This window comes from Ruminococcus sp. HUN007 (genome assembly GCF_000712055.1).
In the GTDB taxonomy this organism is placed as follows: domain Bacteria; phylum Bacillota; class Clostridia; order Oscillospirales; family Ruminococcaceae; genus HUN007.
Genome location: NZ_JOOA01000002.1, coordinates 1795740 through 1818389, shown reverse-complemented (window position 1 = coordinate 1818389; position 22650 = coordinate 1795740). Strand labels below are relative to the sequence as shown.

Annotated in this window: 18 protein-coding genes; 7 read left to right on the top strand and 11 right to left on the bottom strand. The window is 45.1% G+C overall.

Annotated features, from left to right (window positions below):
• Positions 1 to 284 precede the first annotated feature (284 nt).
• The 8 genes from rhuM to ppdK form a co-directional block, all read right to left on the bottom strand.
• Entirely contained in the window at positions 285 to 614 is a 330-nt protein-coding gene (gene rhuM / locus CC97_RS21600; RefSeq protein WP_049962876.1) for a RhuM family protein, read from the bottom strand.
• Positions 611 to 1600: a PDDEXK nuclease domain-containing protein gene (locus tag CC97_RS11965; RefSeq protein WP_044975159.1), complete on the bottom strand. Its 990-nt coding sequence runs from the start codon at positions 1598 to 1600 to the stop codon at positions 611 to 613. Before CC97_RS11965 ends, rhuM begins: the two co-directional genes overlap by 4 nt.
• 285 nt (positions 1601 to 1885) lie before the next feature.
• Positions 1886 to 2203, bottom strand: a complete 318-nt coding sequence (locus CC97_RS11960) for a DUF6508 domain-containing protein (RefSeq protein WP_044975158.1) — start codon at positions 2201 to 2203, stop codon at positions 1886 to 1888.
• 9 nt (positions 2204 to 2212) lie between these two features.
• A complete protein-coding gene (locus tag CC97_RS11955) occupies positions 2213 to 2593 on the bottom strand; it encodes a VOC family protein (RefSeq protein ID WP_044975157.1) in 381 nt (126 codons plus the stop codon).
• 13 nt (positions 2594 to 2606) lie between these two features.
• A complete protein-coding gene (locus tag CC97_RS11950) occupies positions 2607 to 3584 on the bottom strand; it encodes a WYL domain-containing protein (protein WP_044975156.1) in 978 nt (325 codons plus the stop codon).
• A gap of 681 nt (positions 3585 to 4265) precedes the next feature.
• On the bottom strand, positions 4266 to 5723 hold the full coding sequence (locus tag CC97_RS18955; protein WP_049962875.1) for a BspA family leucine-rich repeat surface protein: 1458 nt from the start codon (positions 5721 to 5723) through the stop codon (positions 4266 to 4268).
• A 346-nt stretch (positions 5724 to 6069) separates the two neighbouring features.
• Positions 6070 to 6360, bottom strand: a complete 291-nt coding sequence (locus CC97_RS21595) for a hypothetical protein (protein ID WP_044975155.1) — start codon at positions 6358 to 6360, stop codon at positions 6070 to 6072.
• Between the two features lie 109 nt (positions 6361 to 6469).
• On the bottom strand, positions 6470 to 9109 hold the full coding sequence (ppdK, locus tag CC97_RS11935; protein WP_044975154.1) for a pyruvate, phosphate dikinase: 2640 nt from the start codon (positions 9107 to 9109) through the stop codon (positions 6470 to 6472).
• Between the two features lie 429 nt (positions 9110 to 9538).
• Between ppdK and glmU the strand changes: the two genes are divergently transcribed.
• From glmU to CC97_RS11910, 6 genes are all read left to right on the top strand, one after another.
• Positions 9539 to 10915, top strand: a complete 1377-nt coding sequence (glmU, locus tag CC97_RS11930) for a bifunctional UDP-N-acetylglucosamine diphosphorylase/glucosamine-1-phosphate N-acetyltransferase GlmU (protein ID WP_044975153.1) — start codon at positions 9539 to 9541, stop codon at positions 10913 to 10915.
• Between the two features lie 86 nt (positions 10916 to 11001).
• On the top strand, positions 11002 to 11622 hold the full coding sequence (gene pth, locus CC97_RS11925) for an aminoacyl-tRNA hydrolase (protein WP_044975152.1): 621 nt from the start codon (positions 11002 to 11004) through the stop codon (positions 11620 to 11622).
• A 14-nt stretch (positions 11623 to 11636) separates the two neighbouring features.
• A complete protein-coding gene (locus CC97_RS21065; RefSeq protein WP_242848171.1) occupies positions 11637 to 12605 on the top strand; it encodes a hypothetical protein in 969 nt (322 codons plus the stop codon).
• Positions 12520 to 15111: a transcription-repair coupling factor gene (mfd, locus tag CC97_RS11920; protein ID WP_242848170.1), complete on the top strand. Its 2592-nt coding sequence runs from the start codon at positions 12520 to 12522 to the stop codon at positions 15109 to 15111. Before CC97_RS21065 ends, mfd begins: the two co-directional genes overlap by 86 nt.
• A gap of 9 nt (positions 15112 to 15120) precedes the next feature.
• Complete coding sequence (locus CC97_RS11915; protein ID WP_044975151.1) at positions 15121 to 16044, top strand: hypothetical protein; 924 nt, start codon at positions 15121 to 15123, stop codon at positions 16042 to 16044.
• A complete protein-coding gene (locus CC97_RS11910; protein ID WP_044975150.1) occupies positions 16031 to 17302 on the top strand; it encodes a hypothetical protein in 1272 nt (423 codons plus the stop codon). The genes CC97_RS11915 and CC97_RS11910 overlap by 14 nt, the downstream gene beginning before the upstream one ends.
• Positions 17303 to 17458: 156 nt before the next feature.
• On the opposite strand, the gene CC97_RS11905 is transcribed toward CC97_RS11910, so the two are convergent.
• Both CC97_RS11905 and rnhA read right to left on the bottom strand, forming a co-directional pair.
• Entirely contained in the window at positions 17459 to 18601 is a 1143-nt protein-coding gene (locus CC97_RS11905) for a cysteine desulfurase family protein (protein WP_044975149.1), read from the bottom strand.
• 4 nt (positions 18602 to 18605) lie between these two features.
• On the bottom strand, positions 18606 to 19055 hold the full coding sequence (gene rnhA / locus CC97_RS11900; RefSeq protein ID WP_044975148.1) for a ribonuclease HI: 450 nt from the start codon (positions 19053 to 19055) through the stop codon (positions 18606 to 18608).
• Between the two features lie 300 nt (positions 19056 to 19355).
• Between rnhA and CC97_RS11895 the strand changes: the two genes are divergently transcribed.
• Positions 19356 to 21290: a glycosyl hydrolase gene (locus CC97_RS11895; RefSeq protein ID WP_049962874.1), complete on the top strand. Its 1935-nt coding sequence runs from the start codon at positions 19356 to 19358 to the stop codon at positions 21288 to 21290.
• Between the two features lie 186 nt (positions 21291 to 21476).
• On the opposite strand, the gene CC97_RS11890 is transcribed toward CC97_RS11895, so the two are convergent.
• The gene (locus CC97_RS11890) at positions 21477 to 22643 is read right to left on the bottom strand and encodes a 3-phosphoglycerate dehydrogenase family protein (RefSeq protein WP_044975146.1); all 1167 of its coding nucleotides are present in this window, start codon (positions 22641 to 22643) and stop codon (positions 21477 to 21479) included.
• Positions 22644 to 22650: the final 7 nt, after the last annotated feature.

Genomic DNA, 22650 nt, shown 5'->3' with positions numbered 1-22650 from the left:
TCATACTTCACTTTAAATTTTTCAGGTTCAACTATTTTTGCTTTTCTTCCAAACCGGAATGCCCATGAAAACGTCTTTCTCATAATTGTCTCTGTTTAAAATTAGAGTGAACAGGAAATCTTCAAATGAAATAGTACGCCTGCGGCGTGCTATTATAATTGCTGCGCAGCAGCCACCTTAAGTTTGATCTGTTGCAAATTTTGCAACAGTTGCTCCACGTATTTGGGGCTGTAAATTTAGTTTCAGAAAACCAAATAGGAAAAACTGCACTGATCCGAACGCATTTAAGCTACTTTTTGAACCAGCACAGCTTTTTTCTCATGCTTCTTCACTGCCTTTTCAATCCGAACAATATCGCAGTCAATAATTCTTTTCTTACTGATACTTTCGAGGGAATCACTTTTAACAGCCCCTTTGTTTGCCCACTTACGGAATTCCACGCCACGCTGAGATTTTACACGGTATCCAACTGATATTATAACATCAAGGTTATAGTATTCAATGTCACGTTTTACCTCACGATCACCTTCCGTTTGAACTGTCGCAAATTTTGCGACAGTTGAATTATCACTTGATAATTCTTCTTTCAAAGCATTATTAATAATCAGTGTCATTCATCATCTTCAATTAAAGGAATATTGATTAATTCCTGGAGTTTTCTCTGAAGAACATTTTTATCAGGTAACTGAAGCTGATATTCTGCAACCATCATCGGAGACATTGTTCTGCTCATAGCATATTCAACTACTTCGTCATCTTTTGCAGCACATAATATCATTCCAACACTTGGATTTTCATTTGACTTTTTCTTTTGGCGATCAAGTGCCTCCAGGTAAAAATCCATTTTAGATATGTACTCAGGTTTAAATTTTCCTATTTTTAATTCAAATGCAACAAGGCACTGTAATCCACGATGAAAAAAAAGAAGATCTATTTTATAATCTTCCCCGCCAACCTGAACTCTAACTTCTTTACCAATAAACGTAAAATCCTTACCAACTTCAAGTATGAAATCTTTCATATTTTGTATCAGGCCGTCTCTTAAATCGGATTCTTTGAAATTCGATGGCAAATTCAAAAACTCGATTACATACGAGTCAAGGAATGGATTTTCTTTTAAGCCTTTTATCGGTTCAGGTAAAATCTTTTCTTTTGAAAGCATGTATCTTTCGTAGTAACCACTTTCCATCTGCCGTGACAGCTCTCTTGCAGAGTAGTTTTCTTTTACACACAGTGCCATGTAAAAAAGACGTTCTTCGGCAGTACGCGACTGTGAAAGTATAGTAAGATGATTCGACCAGCTGATTTGTGGCAACAGTGTTGTCACATTTTTATCGTCTCTGTAAGTTTCGTAAAATTTCTTCATTCTGTATAATCCACGCTTGTTGAACCCTTTAATTCCAGGAAGTGCAGCCTGGATTTTTTTAGCTACGTTATCAATATAGGAATCTCCATAGGAAGAATCCTGCGATTCATTATAAAGATACTCGCCAATTTCCCAGTACATATGTATCAATTCCTCATTGACCTTTTTCATAGCTTTCTGTTTAGAATTGTTAATTATTTGAATCAAATGATTTGCAATTACTAACTCATCCATAATACGTTCACCTTTCTGAATTGTGACAACACTGTTGTCACAATCTTAGTTAAGCATTCACATTTAATATAATTATATAATTATAAATGAATATTGTAAAGCCCGAATTCAAGACGTTTGGGCGATAAATCTAATCTGTAATCTGCAAAAATGCAGAAGGATATAATTGGCATGAATTGTGACAACACTGTTGTCACAATCTCAATGCTCGTAATTAAATCTATTCATAAGCATTGAATTTCATAATCATGTTTGGACAAATCACTGTATATCTCGGATAGCAAATTACATCTTTATCAGCAGTTCGATCATCTTGTTCAGGAGCATGGAAACCTGACCGTTATTAATTCTTCTGATCAATGTACCGCAGCACTTACAGTCTTCTCTGAGTATTGCCGTGAGCAGTGCAGCACATAATTCATAATCTGCATCAGGTATTCTGAGTAGTTCCTTATCAAGACTAATCGGTTCTGTAGTCATGTAATCATAATAATCTTTTTTAAGATCTCCCATTTCTTCAAGGGCAGTATAATAAATACTTTCACGATCAGAATTCTCATTAAGAAGATCTTTGAGTATTTCTATTTTCTTTGCACTGTCCATAGTGTATTATCATCCCTTTACCTGAATCAGTTCCACCTGCTCGCCAAGAGGACCAAAGCAGAATGCCACTCTTGCGTTAAACGGAACTGAAATGTCCTTTGGTGATATGAAAACTTCATATCCGGCGGAACGTACTTTTGAGATCATTGAATCAACGTCATCAGTTTCAAGCGCAAAGTGACGGATAATTCCGTATTCAGCTTCATCATCCTTGTTAGTGAAAATCTCGATAAGTCCGTTACCTGTATCGAATAAAACTCCGTCCGGATCTGCTTCATCTCCCCAGGTACGATAGCTCATACCGAGAACTTCAGAATAAAAATTTAAAACTTCATTGTACTGTCTTCCTTTGCTGCATTTAAGCGAAACGTGATGTATTCCTTTTATCATATTCTTCTCCTGATTATAATGTATTCAGAACATCTTCAATCTGTATTCTGTACTTTTCTTTTAGTGATGCCGGTTCAACGATCTTTGCTTTACTTCCGAACTGGAACAGCCATGCGAAGAACGGTGCTTCTGCTTTTACTTTCACATGAACAGTAAAGTGCTCGTTACCGTCAGGAATAAGAGATACATCTTTCCCGAAGCGGTCGATGACTGTATTGATAAGCTTGTTGTCAAAACGGAGCTTAACATCTCTTGATTCTCCGCTGAACATTGAGAAGGAAGAGTTCATATATTCAGCTATGCTGAAATCCGAAGGCTTAGGTACGATATCTTCTTCAAGAATCTTTACACTTTCCATTCTGTCCACACGGAAATTTGATATTGAAGTATACTTCTCATAGTGTGCGATAAGATAGTAGCGTTCATCTGTCCAGCTGAGAGCATACGGGGAACAGACGCGAAGTCCGTCACGGTATTTTTTCTTCTTTTCAAGATCGTAGTCAAAATATTTGAAGGAGATTTTCTTTCCTTCAGCTATTGCACGATGAATAGTATCAACATTAATATAGATACGTTCATTCATTGCTTTGGCTCTGTTGGATACGAACACCTGACGATGGATCTGCTTTGCTTCGTGTACACTTGCAAGGCCTTCGATCTTCTTGAGCAGTTCATTCGATTTCTTTTCGGTCAGGAAGCGGGAAGAGGTAACTGCATCTGCAAGAAGTTTTAACTCCGGAAGTTCAAATTCACGGCTTGCTACGTAGTAACCGGAAGTGTTTCCTTTGAGCTGCTGAACATCAAGGCCATAAGTCTTCAAAGCTTCAATATCGTCATAAAGAGCTTTTCGTGCAGCTGATATTCCGTAAAGACTGAGCTGACTGATTATCTCTGGCATCGATATATAATGGTTATTGTCCGTCTTTTCAAGAAGGATCTTATAAAGATAAAGAATTTTTAATCGGTTAGTTACAGTTTTGACGTCATTCATTTTATACCTTCCCAATTTGTCAGACATGTCTGACAAATTGCTTCCATTGTTTGTATTTGAAAGTACTTTCTTCTATAAGAGCATATCTGAACGAGGAATATACGGAATGTTCAGTTTGCATCCTCTTGAATTCATGTCGTTAAGTTTAACAAGCAGCATTTCATGCGGCACGCACATTGACTATGCTGCCTGTTCTGTTGTGTAGCCGTATCGCACATTTTCCATGACTTCCTCATCACTTATGATGAAGCTTGCCGCAAAAATGTTTGCTTCTATTTCAAACTTCGAGCTCATATCATAGATAATTTATAAAGATATTATATCATGACTGAATGTTAGTCGCAAGTATGTATCCACCATGCTATTCTTCACTCAGTTACGATGGCTAATCAATAGCAGCAAAATATGTAACCGCCCTTCACAGGGCGAGAAGATCAGTCGTCTTCATCTACAGTTTCATATTCGTCGAAATCATCTTAGCAGTGCTTATTACCTGTAACACCGAGCGCCTTAGCCAGTGCCATGCCAACACTCGGTTTTTTCTGCGATTACTAACTTCATTGAATCATTCCTTTCAGGGCAAAATAAAAGAGCTCCTCGGAGTGAGAAGCTCTTATGTATATGATGCTTGTAAACAAATATATTTATGATTTGCTCTGAATGCTGATTAATCTCAGTTTATCACTTGATGGTAACAGACACAGCATTTTTGATGGCGTTTTCAGTATCCCATTCACCATTAACTCTTGCTGCAATAGCAACTTTATAGGTCTTGCCAGGAGTAAGATTTTTAGGTGAGGTGTAAACTGTGTCAGTGATGTCATCAGCCTGGATTCTCCACTTTCCTGACTTATAAACAGCGATACTGTATCTGTCAGCACCTTCTACCTCGTCCCATGTAAATCTTACCTGGTGGTTTTTCTCATTGTATTTTACCTTAATGTTTGTAGGATATGTGAGCGACTCATTCGTAAACTGCTTGTAGGTATTAGTGCCGTTGTTTGTGATAGCAGCATACTCACCGTTGCCGCTTACAATCGTTTTTGAATCGTTGACATTAACCCAGCCATTGCCGTTCGGAAGAGAAGACGCATTTGATATTCCTTTTAATTTCTCACCGAGCTTGAGCATTTTCAGGTTATTACATGCATAGAACATCTGATACATAACAGCCGAACAATGTGTTGTATCAAATTGGCTTAAATCAAGAGATTCCAGTTTGGAACATTTATAGAACATATAACTCATTGAATAAACATTGCTCGTATTAAATCTGCTTACATCCAGTGAAGTTAGGCTGGAACATTCGTGGAACATTCCATGCATATATGTGACCTTTTCTGTATTAAATCCACTTACATCCAGTGAAGTCAGGCTGGAACAGCAATGGAACATATCACCCATATTTGTGACATTGCTTGTTTTAAAAGATTCACTTAATTTCAGTTCTTTAAGGCTGGAACAGTCGAAGAACATTTCAGTCATATTTGTGACATTACTTGTATCAAATCCGCTTAAATCCAGTGAAGTCAGGCTTTTACAGTCGTAGAACATAGAGTTCATATATCTGACCTCTCTTGTATCAAATCTACTTACATCCAGTGAAGTCAGGCTGGAACAGCCGCAGAACATAGATTCCATATTTCCGACCTTGCTCGTATCAAATCCACTTACGTCCAGCGAAGTCAGGCTGGAACAGTAATGGAACATATTGTGCATATTTGTGACCTCACTCGTATTAAATCCGCTTAAATCCAGTGAAGTCAGGTTGTTGCAGTTATCGAACATATTGTGCATATCTTTAACATTGGTGGTGTTGGCACCCTTCAAACTGATGCTGGTAGCTTTAAATACCATAAACAAACCACTACAGTCTTGTGGGAAAAGAGTGCCTTCTTCACAAACAACTGACTTTGCGTTTCTGTATTTCATAACCTCATCTTTGGATACTATACCGCTCAGTGTCAGGATTCCGGTGGAAGAATCAAAGGAACAGCAGGACGTTGCCGCACTAACGGAAATCGCTGTGTTGTCAAATAATGCGGGCATTGTCTGTGCAGAAGGCATTGCGGTGGTTCCGATGATGGCGAGAGAAAGTACAAATTTTAATATTCTGCTCGTATTTTTGTTTGAATTCATGTTGTATCTCCTTCTTTGAATAAGATTGATTTTTTTAATCATTGTAATTATATCATTTAACAAATTGCATGTCAAGTTCAATTATTGCCATTTCTCACACAGTTACGATAGTCACAATAGTTATTCAATAGGTGCCAAATATGTATTCGCCCCGAAACAGGACGGAATGATTATTCGTCTACGCTATCACCGTCGTCGAAATCATCGTCTTCTTCATCAAATCCACGCTTCTTGCTTTTGTTTGAAGCAGCACCTTTGACTCTGAAGAAGTAGAACGCAGTTCCGCCAATAATGGCGAGTATGATAACTGCTGGTAAGAGAAGATTGGTTCCTGAAGTGGACGGTCTTACTGACGGTTCACTGGCAGGATCTTCTGATGCGGCATCCTCCTGAGGTTCGGAGTGGTGCCGTTTTTGTTTCCTGATGAAGCAGCTATCTCAGCATTCTTTTTGCTGCCGTTCTTGTCCTCTTCCGGGAAGTTTTCAGCGAAAGCGGTCATAGCCGGTGCGGCACCTGACATTAAACACATTACTGCGGCAGTTGTCGCAAAATTTGCGACAACTGAATTTCTTTCAAGTTCGCCTTCGGTAAATACATTCCTGAGATGTCTTGATATTATGAAAGCAAATAAAGTCAAGCGTTAAGCAGAATGCTTTATGAAAAATCCTGCTATAAAAAACACCCCGTAATTCCGAAGAATACGGGGTGTAATTTTTTATAAGGTAATAATTATTAAATACTAATAATTACTTAGATTCGGCAATTGCAGCCTGCGCAGCGGCCAAACGAGCTATAGGTACTCTGAATGGTGAGCAAGATACATAGTCGAGGCCAATCTTGTGGCAGAATTCAACTGATGTTGGGTCACCGCCGTGTTCGCCGCAGATACCGATGTGGAGGTTTTTGTTTGCAGGTCTGCCGAGTTCGATAGCCATCTTCATGAGCTTACCAACACCTGTCTGGTCGAGCTTAGCAAATGGATCGTTTTCGAAGATCTTCTTGTCGTAGTAAGCATCGAGGAACTTACCAGCGTCGTCTCTTGAGAAGCCGTATGTCATCTGTGTGAGGTCGTTTGTACCGAAGCAGAAGAAGTCAGCGTTCTTAGCGATTTCGTCAGCTGTAAGAGCAGCTCTTGGGATTTCGATCATTGTACCAACTTCGTACTGGAGGTCTGACTTAGCAGCAGCGATTTCAGCGTCAGCTGTTTCAACTACTACCTTCTTAACGAACTGAAGTTCCTTAACGTCGCCAACGAGTGGGATCATGATTTCAGGCTTAACTGCCCAGTCTGGGTGAGCCTTCTTAACGTTGATAGCAGCCTTGATAACAGCCTTTGTCTGCATCTTAGCGATTTCAGGATATGTAACTGCAAGACGGCAGCCTCTGTGACCCATCATTGGGTTGAATTCGTGGAGACCTGAAATGATGTTCTTGATAGCTTCAACAGACTTGTTCTGAGCCTTTGCAAGAGCAGCGATGTCAGCTTCTTCAGTTGGAACGAATTCGTGGAGCGGAGGATCGAGGAAACGGATGCAAACCGGGCAGCCTTCAAGTGCTTCGTAGAGAGCTTCGAAGTCAGCCTGCTGCATTGGTTCAATCTTAGCGAGAGCAGCTTCTCTTTCTTCAACTGTATCTGAGCAGATCATTTCTCTGAATGCTGCGATTCTTGATGGTTCGAAGAACATGTGTTCTGTACGGCAGAGACCGATACCTTCAGCGCCGAGTTCTCTTGCCTTCTTAGCGTCAGCAGGTGTATCAGCGTTTGTTCTTACCTTGAGCTTTCTGTACTTGTCAGCCCATGCCATAACTGTACCGAAGTTACCGTCGATCTTAGCATCAACTGTCGGGATAACGCCTTCGTAGATGTTACCTGTTGAACCGTCGATTGAGATGTAGTCGCCTTCCTTGAATGTCTTGCCGCCGAGTTCAAACTTCTTGTTTTCTTCATCCATCTTGATGTCGCCGCAGCCTGATACGCAGCATGTACCCATACCACGTGCAACAACGGCAGCGTGTGATGTCATACCGCCGCGAACTGTGAGGATACCCTGAGCAACCTTCATACCTGTGATATCTTCAGGTGATGTTTCGAGACGAACGAGGATAACCTTTTCACCCTTAGCATCCCATGCTTCAGCGTCGTCAGCTGTGAATACAACCTTACCGCAAGCAGCACCTGGTGAAGCGCCGAGACCCTTGCCGAGTGGTGTAGCAGCCTTGAGAGCCTTAACGTCGAACTGTGGGTGGAGAAGTGTATCGAGGTTTCTTGGATCGATCATTGCAACAGCTTCCTGCTCTGTCTTGTGACCTTCCTTAACGAGATCAACAGCGATCTGAAGAGCAGCCTGAGCTGTTCTCTTACCGTTACGGCACTGGAGCATGTAAAGCTTCTTGTTTTCTACTGTGAATTCCATGTCCTGCATGTCATGGTAGTGGTTTTCGAGTGTTTCGCAAACCTTGATGAATTCTGAGTATGCTTCAGGGAATTCTTTTTCCATCTGAGCGATAGGCATTGGTGTACGTACGCCGGCAACAACGTCTTCACCCTGAGCGTTGATAAGGAATTCGCCCATGAGCTTGTTTTCACCTGTACCAGGGTCACGTGTGAATGCAACACCTGTACCTGACTGGTTGTTGAGGTTACCGAATACCATTGGCATTACGTTAACGGCTGTACCCCATGAGTAAGGGATATCGTTGTCTCTTCTGTATACGTTAGCTCTTGGGTTGTCCCATGAACGGAATACTGCTTCGATAGCGAGCTTGAGCTGTTCTACAGGATCTGAAGGGAAGTCCTTGCCGAGCTGCTTCTTGTATTCAGCCTTGAACTGTTCAGCGAGCTTCTTGAGGTCAGCAGCTGTAAGATCAACGTCGAACTGAACGCCCTTTTCTTCCTTCATCTTGTCGATGAGCTGTTCGAAGTACTTCTTACCAACTTCCATAACTACGTCTGAGAACATCTGGATGAAACGTCTGTATGAGTCGTATACGAAACGTTCAAAAGCAGGGTCCGGGTTGCCTGCGATCATTGCAGCTACAACGTCATCGTTAAGACCGAGGTTGAGGATTGTATCCATCATACCAGGCATTGATGCTCTTGCACCTGAACGAACTGAAACGAGGAGTGGATTCTTGAGATCGCCGAACTTCTTGCCGTTCTCTTTTTCCATCCATGCAACGCCTTCCATAGCCTGAGCCATGATCTCGTCGTTGATCTTGCGTCCGTCTTCATAGTACTGTGTGCAGGCTTCTGTTGTGATTGTGAAGCCCTGTGGTACTGGAAGACCGATTTCTGTCATCTCAGCGAGGTTAGCACCCTTACCACCGAGAAGGTTACGCATTGACATGTTACCTTCTTTAAAGGTATAAACCCATTTGTTTGCCATTTGTAATTACCTCCGATTACCTATTTATTAACTGAATATTCCATGCCGCTTATATAAAATACCGAAAATAACGTAACGCGGCTGGAGTTAATAATAATTATACCATAATGAAAACGAAAATACCATAGTTTTAAAAAAAATTATCGTATTTTTTTAAGTTTTACGTCTTTAAAATGCCATATACATTAATATTGCATAAAAATATGAAGCCGGATGCCCTGTTTTTCGCAAAAGCTCTTGAAATTTCATCTCAGATTTGGCATAATAGAAAAAGGTATTATCTTGTGATACCTATAGATTTAAACTATGGAAATGCTGATTTGTTTTTGAAATGCCGGACAGGTCTGATCAGTGTTTCTCTGAAAATATGAGTATAATAAAAATAAGGCTGCTTTAAGACAGCCGTTATAAAGAACAGGGAGTGCTATTATGGATAATGCAGTAATACTTGCAGGCGGACAGGGAAAAAGAATGAAGGCAGATATGCCGAAGCCGCTTTTTAAGGTTCTCGGTGAACCTATGCTCGAATGGGTAATAGGTGCCTGTGAAGGTGCAGGTATTTCAGATCTCTGCATCGTAAAGGGATACAGAGCAGAGATGATAGATGAATATCTTGACGGAAGGTACGAAACAGTACTTCAGGCTGAAAGACTCGGAACAGGACATGCAGTAATGCAGGCAGTTCCTTTCTTAAAGAAAAATACAGACGGAAACACACTCATCCTCTGCGGTGACGCGCCTTTCATAGACAGTGAAACTATTAAAAAATCACTCGAACAGCACAAGGCAAACGGAAATGCGGTAACGGTGATCACTTCAGAACTCGACGAACCTAAGGGGTACGGAAGAATAATCCGTACAGCAGACGGTATCTCATCCATCGTTGAGGAAAAGGATGCAACTCCTGAACAGAAGAAGATAAAGGAAATAAACTCCGGTGCATACTGGTTCAGAACAGCTGACCTTATCGAGTCACTCGGACATCTTACAACAGACAATTCGCAGGGCGAATACTACCTGACAGATACAATATACGTTCTTCTTGAGCAGGGTAAGAGAGCCGACGCATTCAGATCGGAAAATCCGAACGTTGTTCTCGGTGCAAATGACCGTAAGGGTCTTCTCATGCTCAATAAGACAGCCCGTGAGGACATTATCAGCCGTCATCTTGAAAACGGCGTTGAATTTACATGTACTGACGGTATAACGATCGGACGTGACGTTGTCATCGGTGCAGGCACACAGATCCTTTCAGGAACTGTTCTTTCAGGAAAGACAGTTATCGGTTCAGACTGTGTGATCGGACCTGACTGCATAATCGAAAACAGTTCAGTAGGAAACGGCACAAAGCTCAACTACGTTCAGTGCTACGATTCAAAGATCGAAAACAATGTCAAGATAGGACCTTTCGTTCAGGTAAGACCGGGAAGCCACATCCTTGACGGCGCAAAGATCGGTGACTTCGTTGAAATAAAGAACTCCACGATCGGCGAATGCACAGCAGTTGCACACCTTACATACGTAGGCGACAGTGATGTCGGCGGATGCGTAAACTTCGGCTGCGGTGTCGTAACTGTAAACTACGACGGCGAAAAGAAGAGCAGATGTACGATCGAGGACAATGCGTTCATCGGATGCAACACGAACCTTGTTGCTCCTGTTAAGATAGGAAAGGGCGCATACACAGCTGCCGGCTCAACAGTTACAAAGGATGTTCCTGCTGATGCGCTCGTTATCGAACGCGGCGAGGCAAGGATCATCGAGGGCTACGCACCAAGAAAGCTTAAAAACAGAAAGAAGAAGTGATCATCCTGCAGCCTCTCCGGTGAGGCGCGGGAAAAGAAAACCTGCAGTGATCAGCGCGGGGTTATAAAGATAACGGAGAGATAAAAATGGGCATAATGGATCTGTTTAATCAGATATCTTCCGGACAGACCAGTACAGGGCCGGTGGAATATATAATAGTCGGTCTTGGAAATCCGGGAATACAGTATCAGGACACAAGGCACAACGCCGGTTTCATGGCAGTTGATACGCTTGCAGAAAAGCTCGGTGCCGATGTGAAGCGTATAAAATTCAAGTCGCTCTGCGGGGAATGTACGATCGCAGGGAAGAAATGTCTTCTCATGAAGCCGTCCACCTATATGAACAACAGCGGTGAGGCGGTAGTTGAAGCACTGAATTTCTACAAGCTCGATACCGATCATCTTATCGTTATCTATGACGACATCTCACTTGAACCGTCGAAGATGCGCATAAGACGCAAGGGCAGCGACGGCGGACACAACGGTATCAAGAGCATCATTTATCTGACCGGAAAGGACACTTTTCCGCGCATAAAGCTTGGCGTCGGCAAAAAGCCGCATCCGGACTACAATCTTGCAGACTGGGTGCTTTCAAACTTCAGCGCAGACGACATTCCGAAAATGAAGGAAGCATGCGGACATGCGGCTGAGGCAGCAGAACTTATGGTGGCAGGAAAGATAAATGAAGCCATGAATAAATTTAACTGATTAGAGGAATCAAATTGAACATTTTTCAACAGAGTTTCCGGGAACTTTCAGGGTACGGTGATGTTGAACGCTGTCTGCGTGACAGTGTTTCACCAGTATGCGTGACCGGACTTGCTCAGATACACAAGGCGCAGCTTCTGCTCACGGTTTCGGAGCAGCATACTGCACTGGTTATCACGGACGATGACAATACAGCCCGCAGGCTGGCGGAAGACATAAATGAAATGGCTTCTGAGGAGATTGCGGTCTGTTTTCCGTCGAGGGAATACACTATACATTCAGCAGAGGGCGTGTCTCATGAATATGAACATGCCCGTCTTGGCGTGCTTTCAAAAATACTCGAAGGCAGATGCCGCATAGTCGCAGCCGGCGCCGAGGCAGTAATGCAGTACGTGCCTCCGTCGGAAGCTCTCCGTGAAAACTCGTTCGTTATAAAAAAAGGCAGCGAATTCGATACATCAGACCTTGCAAAGAGGCTTGTCCGCTGCGGATACACAAAGTGCGAAAGCATTGAAGGACCTTCACAGTTTTCGATAAGAGGCTCGATCGTTGATATCTATTCGCCGCAGGCTCCGGCTCCGTACAGAATCGAGTTCTGGGGCGACGAGGTCGACAGTATAAATTACTTCGATCCTGAAAGCCAGAGAAGAACTGACAGCGTTGAAGAGGTAATGATAATCCCTTCGCGTGAGCTCATCTATGAACCGTCAGCACTTGCGGATCTTATAGAAAAGACTGCCGGACAGTCGCGTGCGGCAAATGCCGGAAAGTTCCGTGAAAAGGCCGCAGCTGACATAGAAAAACTTCGTCAGGGCATATTTATTGAAAACTCGGACAAGTACATCAACCTGATCTTTCCGGAATACTCCTCAGTTTTTCGATTACTGCAGCGGCGCCGTGTTCTTCAACGAATACAGCCAGATAATGAACCGTGTAAAGGGAATCGAGGGACAGTACACCGAAGACGTCCGCATAATGCTTGAGGACGGAGAAATGATACGTTCGCTCTGTTCCCAGTATATGAACTTTCAGAAGCTTGCTGACAGCCTGAATGACAGGACATGCTTTTTTCTGACGACGTTCTTCAGCGGTGCGGACAGAGTGCCTTATCACCATATAATCAGCTTTGAAGCAGTCCAGACTTCCACCTGGGGCGGCGAGATGCGTCAGCTGAATGAAGATCTTCGTTCCTACTGCGACAGCGGCTACAGGGTGATACTTATGGCCGGAAGTGAAAAAACACTTCCGATTATCGCGAAGGATCTTGAAGACGACGGATTTACGGTAGTTACTGCCGGAGAGAACACCGTGCCTGAACCGGGCACAGTTCTGCTCATGAACGGAAGCCTTTCATCCGGATTTGACTATCCGGAAACAAAGTACGCTCTTATCTCGCAGGCACGTGCCATCAGCTCACGCAGGAAAAAGCTTAAGAACAACAAGCTCGGCAAGGAGATACGCGGACTTTCCGACATTGTACCGGGCGACCTTATAGTTCACGCCCTTCACGGCATAGGCCGTTTTGTCGGAATAAGAAAGCTGGAACTTGAAGGAGTTACCAAGGACTACATCACCATTCAGTATGCCGGCAAGGACGTTCTCTACGTTCCTGTCACCCAGCTCGATATGGTATCAAAATATATAGGCGGACGCGATGACGCAGGAGTAAAGCTCAACAAGCTTTCGTCGAACGAGTGGCAGAAGACGCGCAATAACGTAAAACGTGCAGTAAAGGATATGGCTGCAGAACTTATCGCACTCTACGCAAAGCGTGAAAAAACACAGGGATTTGCTTTTTCACCGGACAACGAGCTCCAGCGTGATTTTGAAAACCGTTTCCCGTATGTTGAGACCAATGACCAGCTCACCTGTATCGAAGAGATCAAGCACGATATGGAGAAGGGCAGTCCTATGGACAGACTTCTGTGCGGTGACGTCGGATTCGGAAAGACGGAGGTAGCGTTCCGTGCGGCTTTCAAATGTATATTCGACGGCAAGCAGTGCGCACTTCTTGCGCCGACAACGGTGCTTGCGTGGCAGCATTATCAGACCGCACTGAAAAGATTCGAGCATTTCCCGGTAAAGATCGAACTTCTCTCACGTTTCAGAACACCGAAACAGCAGAAAGAGATCCTCAAGGATCTTGCAGCCGGAAAGATAGACATGATTATCGGTACGCACCGCCTTGTACAGAAAGATGTTAAGTTCCGTGACCTGGGACTTGCGATCATAGATGAGGAACAGCGTTTCGGAATAAAGCACAAGGAAAAGTTCAAGGAGAACTTTATCGGTGTTGACGTTCTTACGCTGTCGGCTACTCCGATACCGAGAACGCTGAACATGGCCATGAGCGGTATACGTGACATGTCGGTCATCGAGGAACCTCCGCAGGACCGTCATCCTGTTCAGACATATGTTATCGAACACAACGAAGCGGTCATCGCGCAGGCGATCGCGAAGGAACTCAAGCGAGGCGGTCAGGTCTACTACATTCACAACCGCGTGGAAACCATCGCAGCCTGTGCTGCAAAGCTCCACGAAATGCTTCCGGATGCAAGAATCACCTATGCTCACGGACAGATGACCGAGGAAATGATGTCGGAGAGATGGCGTCAGCTTCTTGACCACGAGGTGGACATTCTCGTTTCCACGACAATAATCGAAACGGGTGTGGATGTGCCGAACGTCAATACTCTTGTCATTGAGGATGCGGACCGTTTCGGACTTGCACAGCTTTATCAGCTCCGCGGACGTGTCGGACGTTCGAACAGAAGGGCCTATGCCTATTTTACATTCAGGCGCGGCAAGGTATTGAACGAGGTTTCGACAAAGCGTCTTGAAGCGATCAGAGAATTCACGCAGTTCGGAAGCGGATTCAGGATCGCTCTGCGTGATCTGGAGATAAGAGGTGCCGGAAGTATTCTCAGCGGAAAGCAGCACGGACACATCGAAACAGTCGGATATGAAATGTACATAAAGCTTCTTTCCGAAGCGATAGCCGAAGAAAAGGGCGAAGTACCTGAAAAGGCGAGCGAGTGCGTCGTTGACGTTCAGATAGATGCTCATATTCCTGAAGACTACATTGAGAGTCTGGCTCAGAGGATAGATGCATACAAGAAGATCGCAATAATAAGCACGAAAGAGGACAGCGAAGAGCTTACCGAAGAGTTTACTGACCGTTTCGGAGAGCCGCCGAAGGCTATACTCGGCCTGATAAGCGTATCACTCCTCAGAAACAGAGCGGCCCGCCTCGGAATCACGGAGATAACACAGCGAAACGGATACATGCTCTTCTATACCGCGTCTCCGCAGATGTCCCAGATCAAGGCTCTGTCGGCACATTACAGGGCGAGGGTGATGTTCAACAGCCTTGCGAAACCGTACATAAGCGTAAAGCTTGCAAAAACGGACAAACCGGCAAAGCTTATGGAAGAGGTAATTGACATAATGAGTGAATCAGTCGGCGTCCCTGAAACTACGAAAGGATAAGGATTCAATATGAAAAAGAATATATCATTGATTCTTGCTGCATTTGTTTTGTCTGCTGCTGCAGCTTCATGCAGTTCAGAACCGGCAGGAAGCACACCTGATCAGACTGACAGTGCTGCACAGATCACTGAGGCTGAAACAGTGCAGGACGGAGAGGAAAGCATCCCGGAAGAAACTGAAGAAGAATACGTGGAACCGGATTATCCGGAGCTTGTGGCAGATGAGAACTCGATCACATTTGACGACGGTGATCTTTACACCGCGCACTGCATGAATGAAAACAACTTTGAAAATGACGAGAGTAACTGCCGTCTTTCAGTAGCTGATTTCAAGGGTACAAAGCAGCTGAAGATAGAAGTTCTTGACTTCGACAATGAAAAAGGCAAATACAAGACTCCGAAGATCGTTTTCGATATGGATGAACTTGTAGGTTCGGAAAATTTAAGCAAGGTAAAGAGTTTCAGCTGTGACCTCACCCAGGCTGCAGCAGGCGATTTCAGGACGGATGACGGAACCATGCTTCATGTGCCGGGCAATTTTATGGGCACATTCGGCTCAAACATCGGCGAAGACTGTTCCGACTGGTATGTTCCGAACGGCTCATCAAGTGAATATGCAGCGGCTGAGTGGCAGTGCAGCTGGGTACATCTTCACGTTGACGGCAAATGGCTGTTAAAGGGATATGTTGACGGAACAACTGATTCAACTCTTGTTTTCATGAGATGGAGCATACCGAATCAGGCAGATGTTTATATCGATAACCTTACTTTCTATGATGAAGAAGGAAAATCGATCCCGCTGGTTTATAAGAGCGGTGAAGGGGCAGCTGATGCGGAAGGTGAAAGCGATACTTCAGATGCCGAAGTAACAGAGGCAGAGGAAGAAGTAACTGAAGCGGCAGAAAATACAGGTGGTGAAAATGGGACAGAGTAAGTGTCCGAACTGCGACGGTACTCTGGAATACAGAGCTGATCACCGGAAATTCGGCTGCAGAAGCTGCGGAAGTTTTTTTACTGATGAACAGGTAAAAAAGCTGTTCAAGGGAAAAGGCTCATCTCCTGCAGAAAAACCAGCAGGAGATGATGATGAGTTCTGTCAGGGCGAGCTTTATAAATGCACCGTATGCGGAGCTGAAATAATGGCGGAAGCCGATCTTAAGATCGGGTGGTGCTTCTGCTGCGGCGGAGGACTGCAGAAAAAAGGCAGCCTTCCTGCCGGCTATCGTCCGGAAGGAATACTTCCGTTTGAGATCGGATCTGACAAGGCGGTCGAAATATTCAGGGAAAACCTTGCCTACGGCAGACTCTCTCCTTCGTTCTTTTCTTCGGACGAGGTGCTTTCAGGTCTGAAAGGAGTATATCTGCCGGTGTGGATGGCTGACTGCAATGTCGGAATAAACGTTATCGGTACAGGAAAAATAATCAAGTCGTGGATATACGGCAGGGATCTTTACACTGAGACGAGAGACTATTCAATTGAAAGACACGGCGGAGCCGAGTATTTTTCAGTTCCTTCGGATGCAGTCGGAAAACTGGACAAAGAACTGCTCGACATGGCAGGAAACTATGATTTTACAAAGCTTCAGCGTTTTGATCCTTCGGATATATACCGCTATCCGGCGGAGTACTGTTCCGTGAACAAGGGAGAAGCCTTCAGATGTATAAAGGAAAAGGTAATAGCTGACGCTAAAAAAACTGTCAGAAAGTCTGTCTCAAAGTACAACGAGTTCATACCGCAGAATGAGGATATCGATATTCTCGGAGCAAGCTGGAACTATGTGCTTGTACCGATGTGGCTTCTGACCTACACCAGCGGCAGGAAGACCTATCGCTTCGCAGTAAACGGGCAGACCGGAAAATTTGCCGGCAGGATGCCGGTGTCTTCGCTTAAGATCTCGCTCTGGGCGCTGCTTGTCTTTGTGACCGTAGTGCTTCTGACCTGTGTTCTTACAACAGTTACAGGCTTTACCGGATCCGGAGGTCAGGGCAGTGTGCTGGCCAAAAGTATAGGAATAGGTTCGCTGCTCGGTGCAGCAGCAGCGTTTCTCGTCTGTTCTGCAGCAGTGAGAAGCTGCAGAAAAACGTACGAGACAGAACCTGATACCTTTGCAGGCGATGCCGAAACTGATTTTACGACCAGACGTGATCTTTATGTACGTCAGTACACCACAAAGGTGCTCGCTGACAAGTGAATATAACTGCAGACGCGGGAATTCATGAGATCCCGTGACATAAAAAAGCATATCCTTACCCGCATCAATGTTTACGCGGGAGGGATATGCTTTTTCTGTTTCGTGCAGATTTAATCGGGTCCCTGCCTGTCCGAAATACTGATCATGCAGCTTTTTTTAAAGAGCTTTTTTCAGTATTTCTGCAAAAGTTTCCGTTATGTAGTCTACGTCTTCTTCAGTGTTGTATTCGTCGAGGGTGAAACGTACCGAGCCGTTAATGTAATCATTTTTTACGCCCATTGCTTTCAGTACATGGGAAGGTTCTGCGTCACCGGATGTGCAGGCTGATCCGGCAGATGCACATATTCCTTTGAGGTCGAGCATGAGAAGAAGCTTTTCTCCGTCAGCTCCCTTTACGGAAATACTGCAGTGTCCCGGAAGCATATTTTCCCGGTCTCCGTTCATTATCACGCCCTCGTTTTTCAGAAGGCCGTCAGCCAGTTTGTCGCGAAGAGCGCTGATACGTGCATTTCTGTCTTCGTGATCCGGAAACAGGTCTTCGAGAGCTTTTCCGAGCCCGGCTATGGCTGCCGTGTTTTCAGTGCCGGGACGAAGACCGCTTTCCTGTGAACCGCCGAAAAGGATCTGCGAAACGGAAAGACCGTTTTTAATGTACAGTATTCCGGTACCTTTTGGTGCGTGCAGCTTGTGACCGGAAAGGGAAAGCAGACTGATGCCGCTGTGCGCAAGGTCGAAGCGCAGGTGCGGGACTGCCTGAACTGCGTCGGTGTGGAACAGGACTTCATGCTCCTCGCATATTCTGCTTATCTCATCAACAGGCTGTATAACGCCGGTCTCGTTGTTTGCGGCCATCACTGAAACGAGTGCAGTGTCCGGAGTGATCGCTTTTCTTACTTCTTCCGGATCGATACGTCCGTTTTCCGCGACCGGAAGGAGCACGATGTCCGCACCCTGTTTTTTCAGATATTCAAGCGTATTGAGCACTGCCGGATGTTCGATGACAGTGGAAATGATGCGCTTCTTTCCTTCAGGAGCAAGAGCTCTGTACGTTCCGGCAAGCGCCCAGTTGTCCGACTCAGTGCCGCCGCTTGTGAAACAGATCTCCGACGGTTCACATCCCAGTGCCTGAGCGGCTTTCTGTCTGGCAGTCTCGACCGCTCTTCTGGCCCTGCGGCCGATGCTGTATACTCCGGAAGGGTTGCCGAACTGATCTGTGAGGTACGGCATCATGGCATCGAGAACGCTCTGCGATATCCTTGTTGTTGCTGCGTTATCGGCGTAAACGAATTTCTTTTCCATTTTATTATCCTCTGTATCTGTCACGCTGTATTACAGCAAGTTCGTCGCAGCGTTCATTTTCCGGATGACCGTTGTGACCGCGTACCCAGTTGAATTCAACTTTATGTTTTTTCAAAAGCGGGAGAAGCTGTTTCCACAGGTCGGTGTTCGGAACCGGAGTGTTCTTTTCCTTTATCCAGTTTTTCTTCTGCCAGCCGTAGACCCAGCCTTTGGTCACACTGTTGTAAACGTACTGACTGTCGGTGGTGACAGTGACACTGCACGGTTCTTTCAGTGCAGCCAGTGCACTTATCACTGCTGTCAGTTCCATGCGGTTGTTGGTAGTCTGCGCCTCGCCGCCGGAAAGCTCCTTTTCGTGCTCGCCGTAGCGGAGAATGGCTCCCCATCCGCCCGGCCCCGGATTTCCGCTGCACGCTCCGTCTGTAAATATTTTAACTTCCTTTAAACTGCTCATATGATACTGATTCCTTTATGAAAACATTGAGTAACTGCAGATCTGGCTTCGCCGGATCTGCGGGATGAGGGAAAAGGGGGCTTCGCCCCGTATCTCTGCGCATATTTATGAATAAATATGCGCCCGCTTATTTTTCTCCAAAATACGTATAATATTATTATATCTGATATGCTAAATTTGTTCAAGTTGTTTTTTATGAAGTGTTGAATTAATTAAGTTTATATGCTATAATTAATTTAAAGTAAACGATTACTTAAATCAGATGAGATTTAAGTGCAACTATATGAAAGGATGTATTCGATGAAAGTTAAAAAGGTCTTTAGTGCAGCCGCAGCACTCGTTCTTGCAGCAGCTGCCGTATCACCTGCGACATCTCTGATGGATAAGGCTGCAGCTGAGGACAACAGCGTAAAGTACGAATTTGAGGATGGAAAGACCGAAGGCGGAAAGATCTACGCAAACGGTGCCGGTGACGTTGACATGAGCGACTGGCCGGAGGGAACAGACCTTACCGGATTTTCAGGAAAGGGCTTTGCCTATCTTGACCAGAAAAACACTACACTGAGTGTTGAAGTGGATATGCCGGAGGCAGGCCTTTATGAGATGACCGTATGCTACGCAGAGCCGAGCGATCCGAGAAAGAAGGTGCAGTACCTTCAGATAAACGGTGTGAACCAGGGCGAGCTTACCTGTCCGTACACACTGAAATTTGCTGAGACTTCAGGCGGTATAGTAAATCTTAAAAAGGGTAAGAACACTATCGAGCTCAAGGCTTACTGGGGCTACACATTCTTTGACTATATTAAGCTCAAGCCGGCAAGTGAAAAGCTTACAAATCTTTCACCGACAAGAACTCTTTCCGACCCGAAGGCAACTGATCAGGCGAAGAGACTCTACAACTATCTCTGTGACACATACGGCAAGCACATCATTTCCGGTCAGCAGGAATACTGCGGAGACCACAACTATAATCTCTGGAACAGCCCGGACGTATTCATCAAGGATAACGAAGCAGAGTTTGAATACATTGAAAAGGAAACAGGCAAGCAGCCTGCGATCCGCGGTATCGACTTCCTTGCATACAACACATCTTCCGACTGGAGAGACCATGCTCCGGAACGTGCAATAGAATGGACAAACAAGTACCACGGCATAGCAACATGTACATGGCACTGGAATGTACCGTGTGAAAAGGGAAGCGATGACATTGCCTTCTACGTTGAATCGGCTAACCCGAAATTCACAACTTTCAGCTGTAAGAACGCAGTTACTGAGGGCACATGGGAAAATGAAAAGGTTCTTGCCGACCTTGAACTTATTGCCGGTGAACTGAAGAAATTACAGGATGCAGACGTAGCAATAATCTGGAGACCTCTTCACGAAGCCGAAGGTGCGTGGTTCTGGTGGGGTGCTGAAGGTCCTGAAGCCTGCAAGGCACTTTACAGACTCATGTACGATGAACTCACAAACAAGTACGGCATACACAATCTTATCTGGACATGGACAGGTTCAACATCGCCGGATGCAGAAAAGTGGTATCCGGGTGATGACGTAGTTGATTTAGTCGGCTACGACAAGTACAATGCGGCTGACGGCGAGCCGAACCTAAGCTCAATCGCATCGACATTCTACAGCCTCGTACAGAGCACAGACGGTGAGAAGATGGTTGCAATGACGGAAAACGACTCCATTCCGTCACTTGAAAACCTTGTAAACGACAAGGCAGCATGGCTTTACTTCTGCCCGTGGTACATGAACTACCTTACAAGTGAACAGAACAATCCGGTGGAAAACCTTAAGGAGATCTACCAGAGCGAATACTGCATCACTCTTGACGAGCTTCCTGACCTCAAGACTTATCCGATAAGCGGCGAAAGTGCCAGTAGTTCACCGAAGCCTACCGCGAAAACATCTGCGACACCCGCATCACAGGAACCGAAGGTAACGGAAACACCGGCAGTTACAGAACCTGTACCGACAGCATCACCGAAGGAAACAGCAGAGCCGGCACAGAGTGCCACAGCAAAAACCGGAGAGTTCCTTAAGGGCGATCTCGACGGAAGCGGAAAAATAGACGTAACAGACCTTACAAACTTAAGTCTTTACCTTTTAGGTGACGTAAAGTTCACTGCAGAGCAGGAAAAAGCATCCGACGTTGACGGCGACGGCAAGATCCAGCTTACTGACCTCGCAAAGCTCCGTCAGTACCTTTCAAAGAAAATAGACAAGCTTTAATATTAATCCTATTACACAAACGGCGCAGCTTACAGAATAATTTCCGTGAGCGGCGCCGTTTTTCATGCCCGATAAAACCCGTGCGGGGATAAACCCGCTATTTACAGGGGGAGGGGGCGAAGCCCCTCAATAAAACACCCCCTCCCGTGGGGAGGGGGCAGGGGGTGGGGATAAAACCACCTGAAATTACTTAATAACTCTTACTCTGATAACATTGTCAACAGCAGAGATCTTCTTTACTGTATCATCATCAATGTCCTTGCCTGTAGCATCGATCATTGTGTAAGCATAATCCTTCTTGCTGTTGCTTAACATGTTTTCGATGTTTACACCGGCATTGCCGAGAATAGATGTGATCTTTGAGATTGTATCAGGAACGTTCTTGTGGATGATGCAGATCTTTTCACCTGTAGCAGCCATTTCAGCGTTAGGAAGATTTACTGAGTTTCTGATGTTGCCGTTTTCGATGTAGTCGATGAGTTCTCCAGCGGCCATAACAGCACAGTTGTCTTCACTTTCAGGTGTTGAAGCGCCGAGGTGCGGAAGAGCTGTAACGTTCTTTGCACCGATAACCTTAGCATTAGGGAAGTCTGTTACGTAAGCTGCAACCTTGTCGCTTTCGAGAGCTTCGAGGAGAGCGTCTGTGTCAACGAGTTCGCCTCTTGCAAAGTTGAGGATGCGAACGCCGTCCTTCATTGAAGCGATAGCGTCCTTGCCGATGAATCCCTTTGTTTCGTTGTTGTACGGAACGTGGATCGTGAGGTAGTCAGCAGCTTCGAAAACGTCCTTCTGAGTCGGAACTACTGAAACCTTGTTTGAAAGCTTGAGAGCTGCGTTTACTGAAAGGAACGGGTCAGTGCCGACAACCTTCATGCCGAGAGCTACTGCTGCATTGGCAACGAGGATACCGATAGCGCCGAGACCGATGATACCAAGTGTCTTGCCCTGGATTTCAGGACCTGCAAACTGTGACTTGCCTTTTTCAACGAGCTTGCCTACTTCGTCGCCTTCGTTCTTGAGTGAAGGTACCCATGCAAGAGCGTCTGCTACCTTTCTTGAAGCGAGGAGAAGACCTGCAATAACGAGTTCCTTAACTGCATTTGCGTTTGCGCCCGGTGTGTTGAATACGCAGATACCTTCTTCAGCGCATCTGTCAACAGGAATGTTGTTTACGCCTGCGCCTGCTCTTGCGATAGCAAGGAGGTTCGGAGCGAATACCATGTCGTGCATTGCTGCTGAACGAACCATGATAGCGTCCGGCTTTTCAACTGTATCTGAAATGTTGTAGTTTGCCTTATTGAAAACATCTGTACCGCATGCTGCGATCTTGTTTAATGTCTGAATATTATACATGACTGCC

Excerpts from the sequence above, each read along its gene's own strand:
- rhuM (WP_049962876.1), bottom strand. The coding sequence starts at position 614 with ATGACACTGATTATTAATAATGCTTTGAAAGAAGAATTATCAAGTGAT.
- CC97_RS11965 (WP_044975159.1), bottom strand. The coding sequence starts at position 1,600 with ATGGATGAGTTAGTAATTGCAAATCATTTGATTCAAATAATTAACAAT.
- CC97_RS11960 (WP_044975158.1), bottom strand. The coding sequence starts at position 2,203 with ATGGACAGTGCAAAGAAAATAGAAATACTCAAAGATCTTCTTAATGAG.
- CC97_RS11955 (WP_044975157.1), bottom strand. The coding sequence starts at position 2,593 with ATGATAAAAGGAATACATCACGTTTCGCTTAAATGCAGCAAAGGAAGA.
- CC97_RS11950 (WP_044975156.1), bottom strand. The coding sequence starts at position 3,584 with ATGAATGACGTCAAAACTGTAACTAACCGATTAAAAATTCTTTATCTT.
- CC97_RS18955 (WP_049962875.1), bottom strand. The coding sequence starts at position 5,723 with ATGAATTCAAACAAAAATACGAGCAGAATATTAAAATTTGTACTTTCT.
- ppdK (WP_044975154.1), bottom strand. The coding sequence starts at position 9,109 with ATGGCAAACAAATGGGTTTATACCTTTAAAGAAGGTAACATGTCAATG.
- glmU (WP_044975153.1), top strand. The coding sequence starts at position 9,539 with ATGGATAATGCAGTAATACTTGCAGGCGGACAGGGAAAAAGAATGAAG.
- pth (WP_044975152.1), top strand. The coding sequence starts at position 11,002 with ATGGGCATAATGGATCTGTTTAATCAGATATCTTCCGGACAGACCAGT.
- CC97_RS11915 (WP_044975151.1), top strand. The coding sequence starts at position 15,121 with ATGAAAAAGAATATATCATTGATTCTTGCTGCATTTGTTTTGTCTGCT.
- CC97_RS11910 (WP_044975150.1), top strand. The coding sequence starts at position 16,031 with ATGGGACAGAGTAAGTGTCCGAACTGCGACGGTACTCTGGAATACAGA.
- CC97_RS11905 (WP_044975149.1), bottom strand. The coding sequence starts at position 18,601 with ATGGAAAAGAAATTCGTTTACGCCGATAACGCAGCAACAACAAGGATA.
- rnhA (WP_044975148.1), bottom strand. The coding sequence starts at position 19,055 with ATGAGCAGTTTAAAGGAAGTTAAAATATTTACAGACGGAGCGTGCAGC.
- CC97_RS11895 (WP_049962874.1), top strand. The coding sequence starts at position 19,356 with ATGAAAGTTAAAAAGGTCTTTAGTGCAGCCGCAGCACTCGTTCTTGCA.
- CC97_RS11890 (WP_044975146.1), bottom strand. The coding sequence starts at position 22,643 with ATGTATAATATTCAGACATTAAACAAGATCGCAGCATGCGGTACAGAT.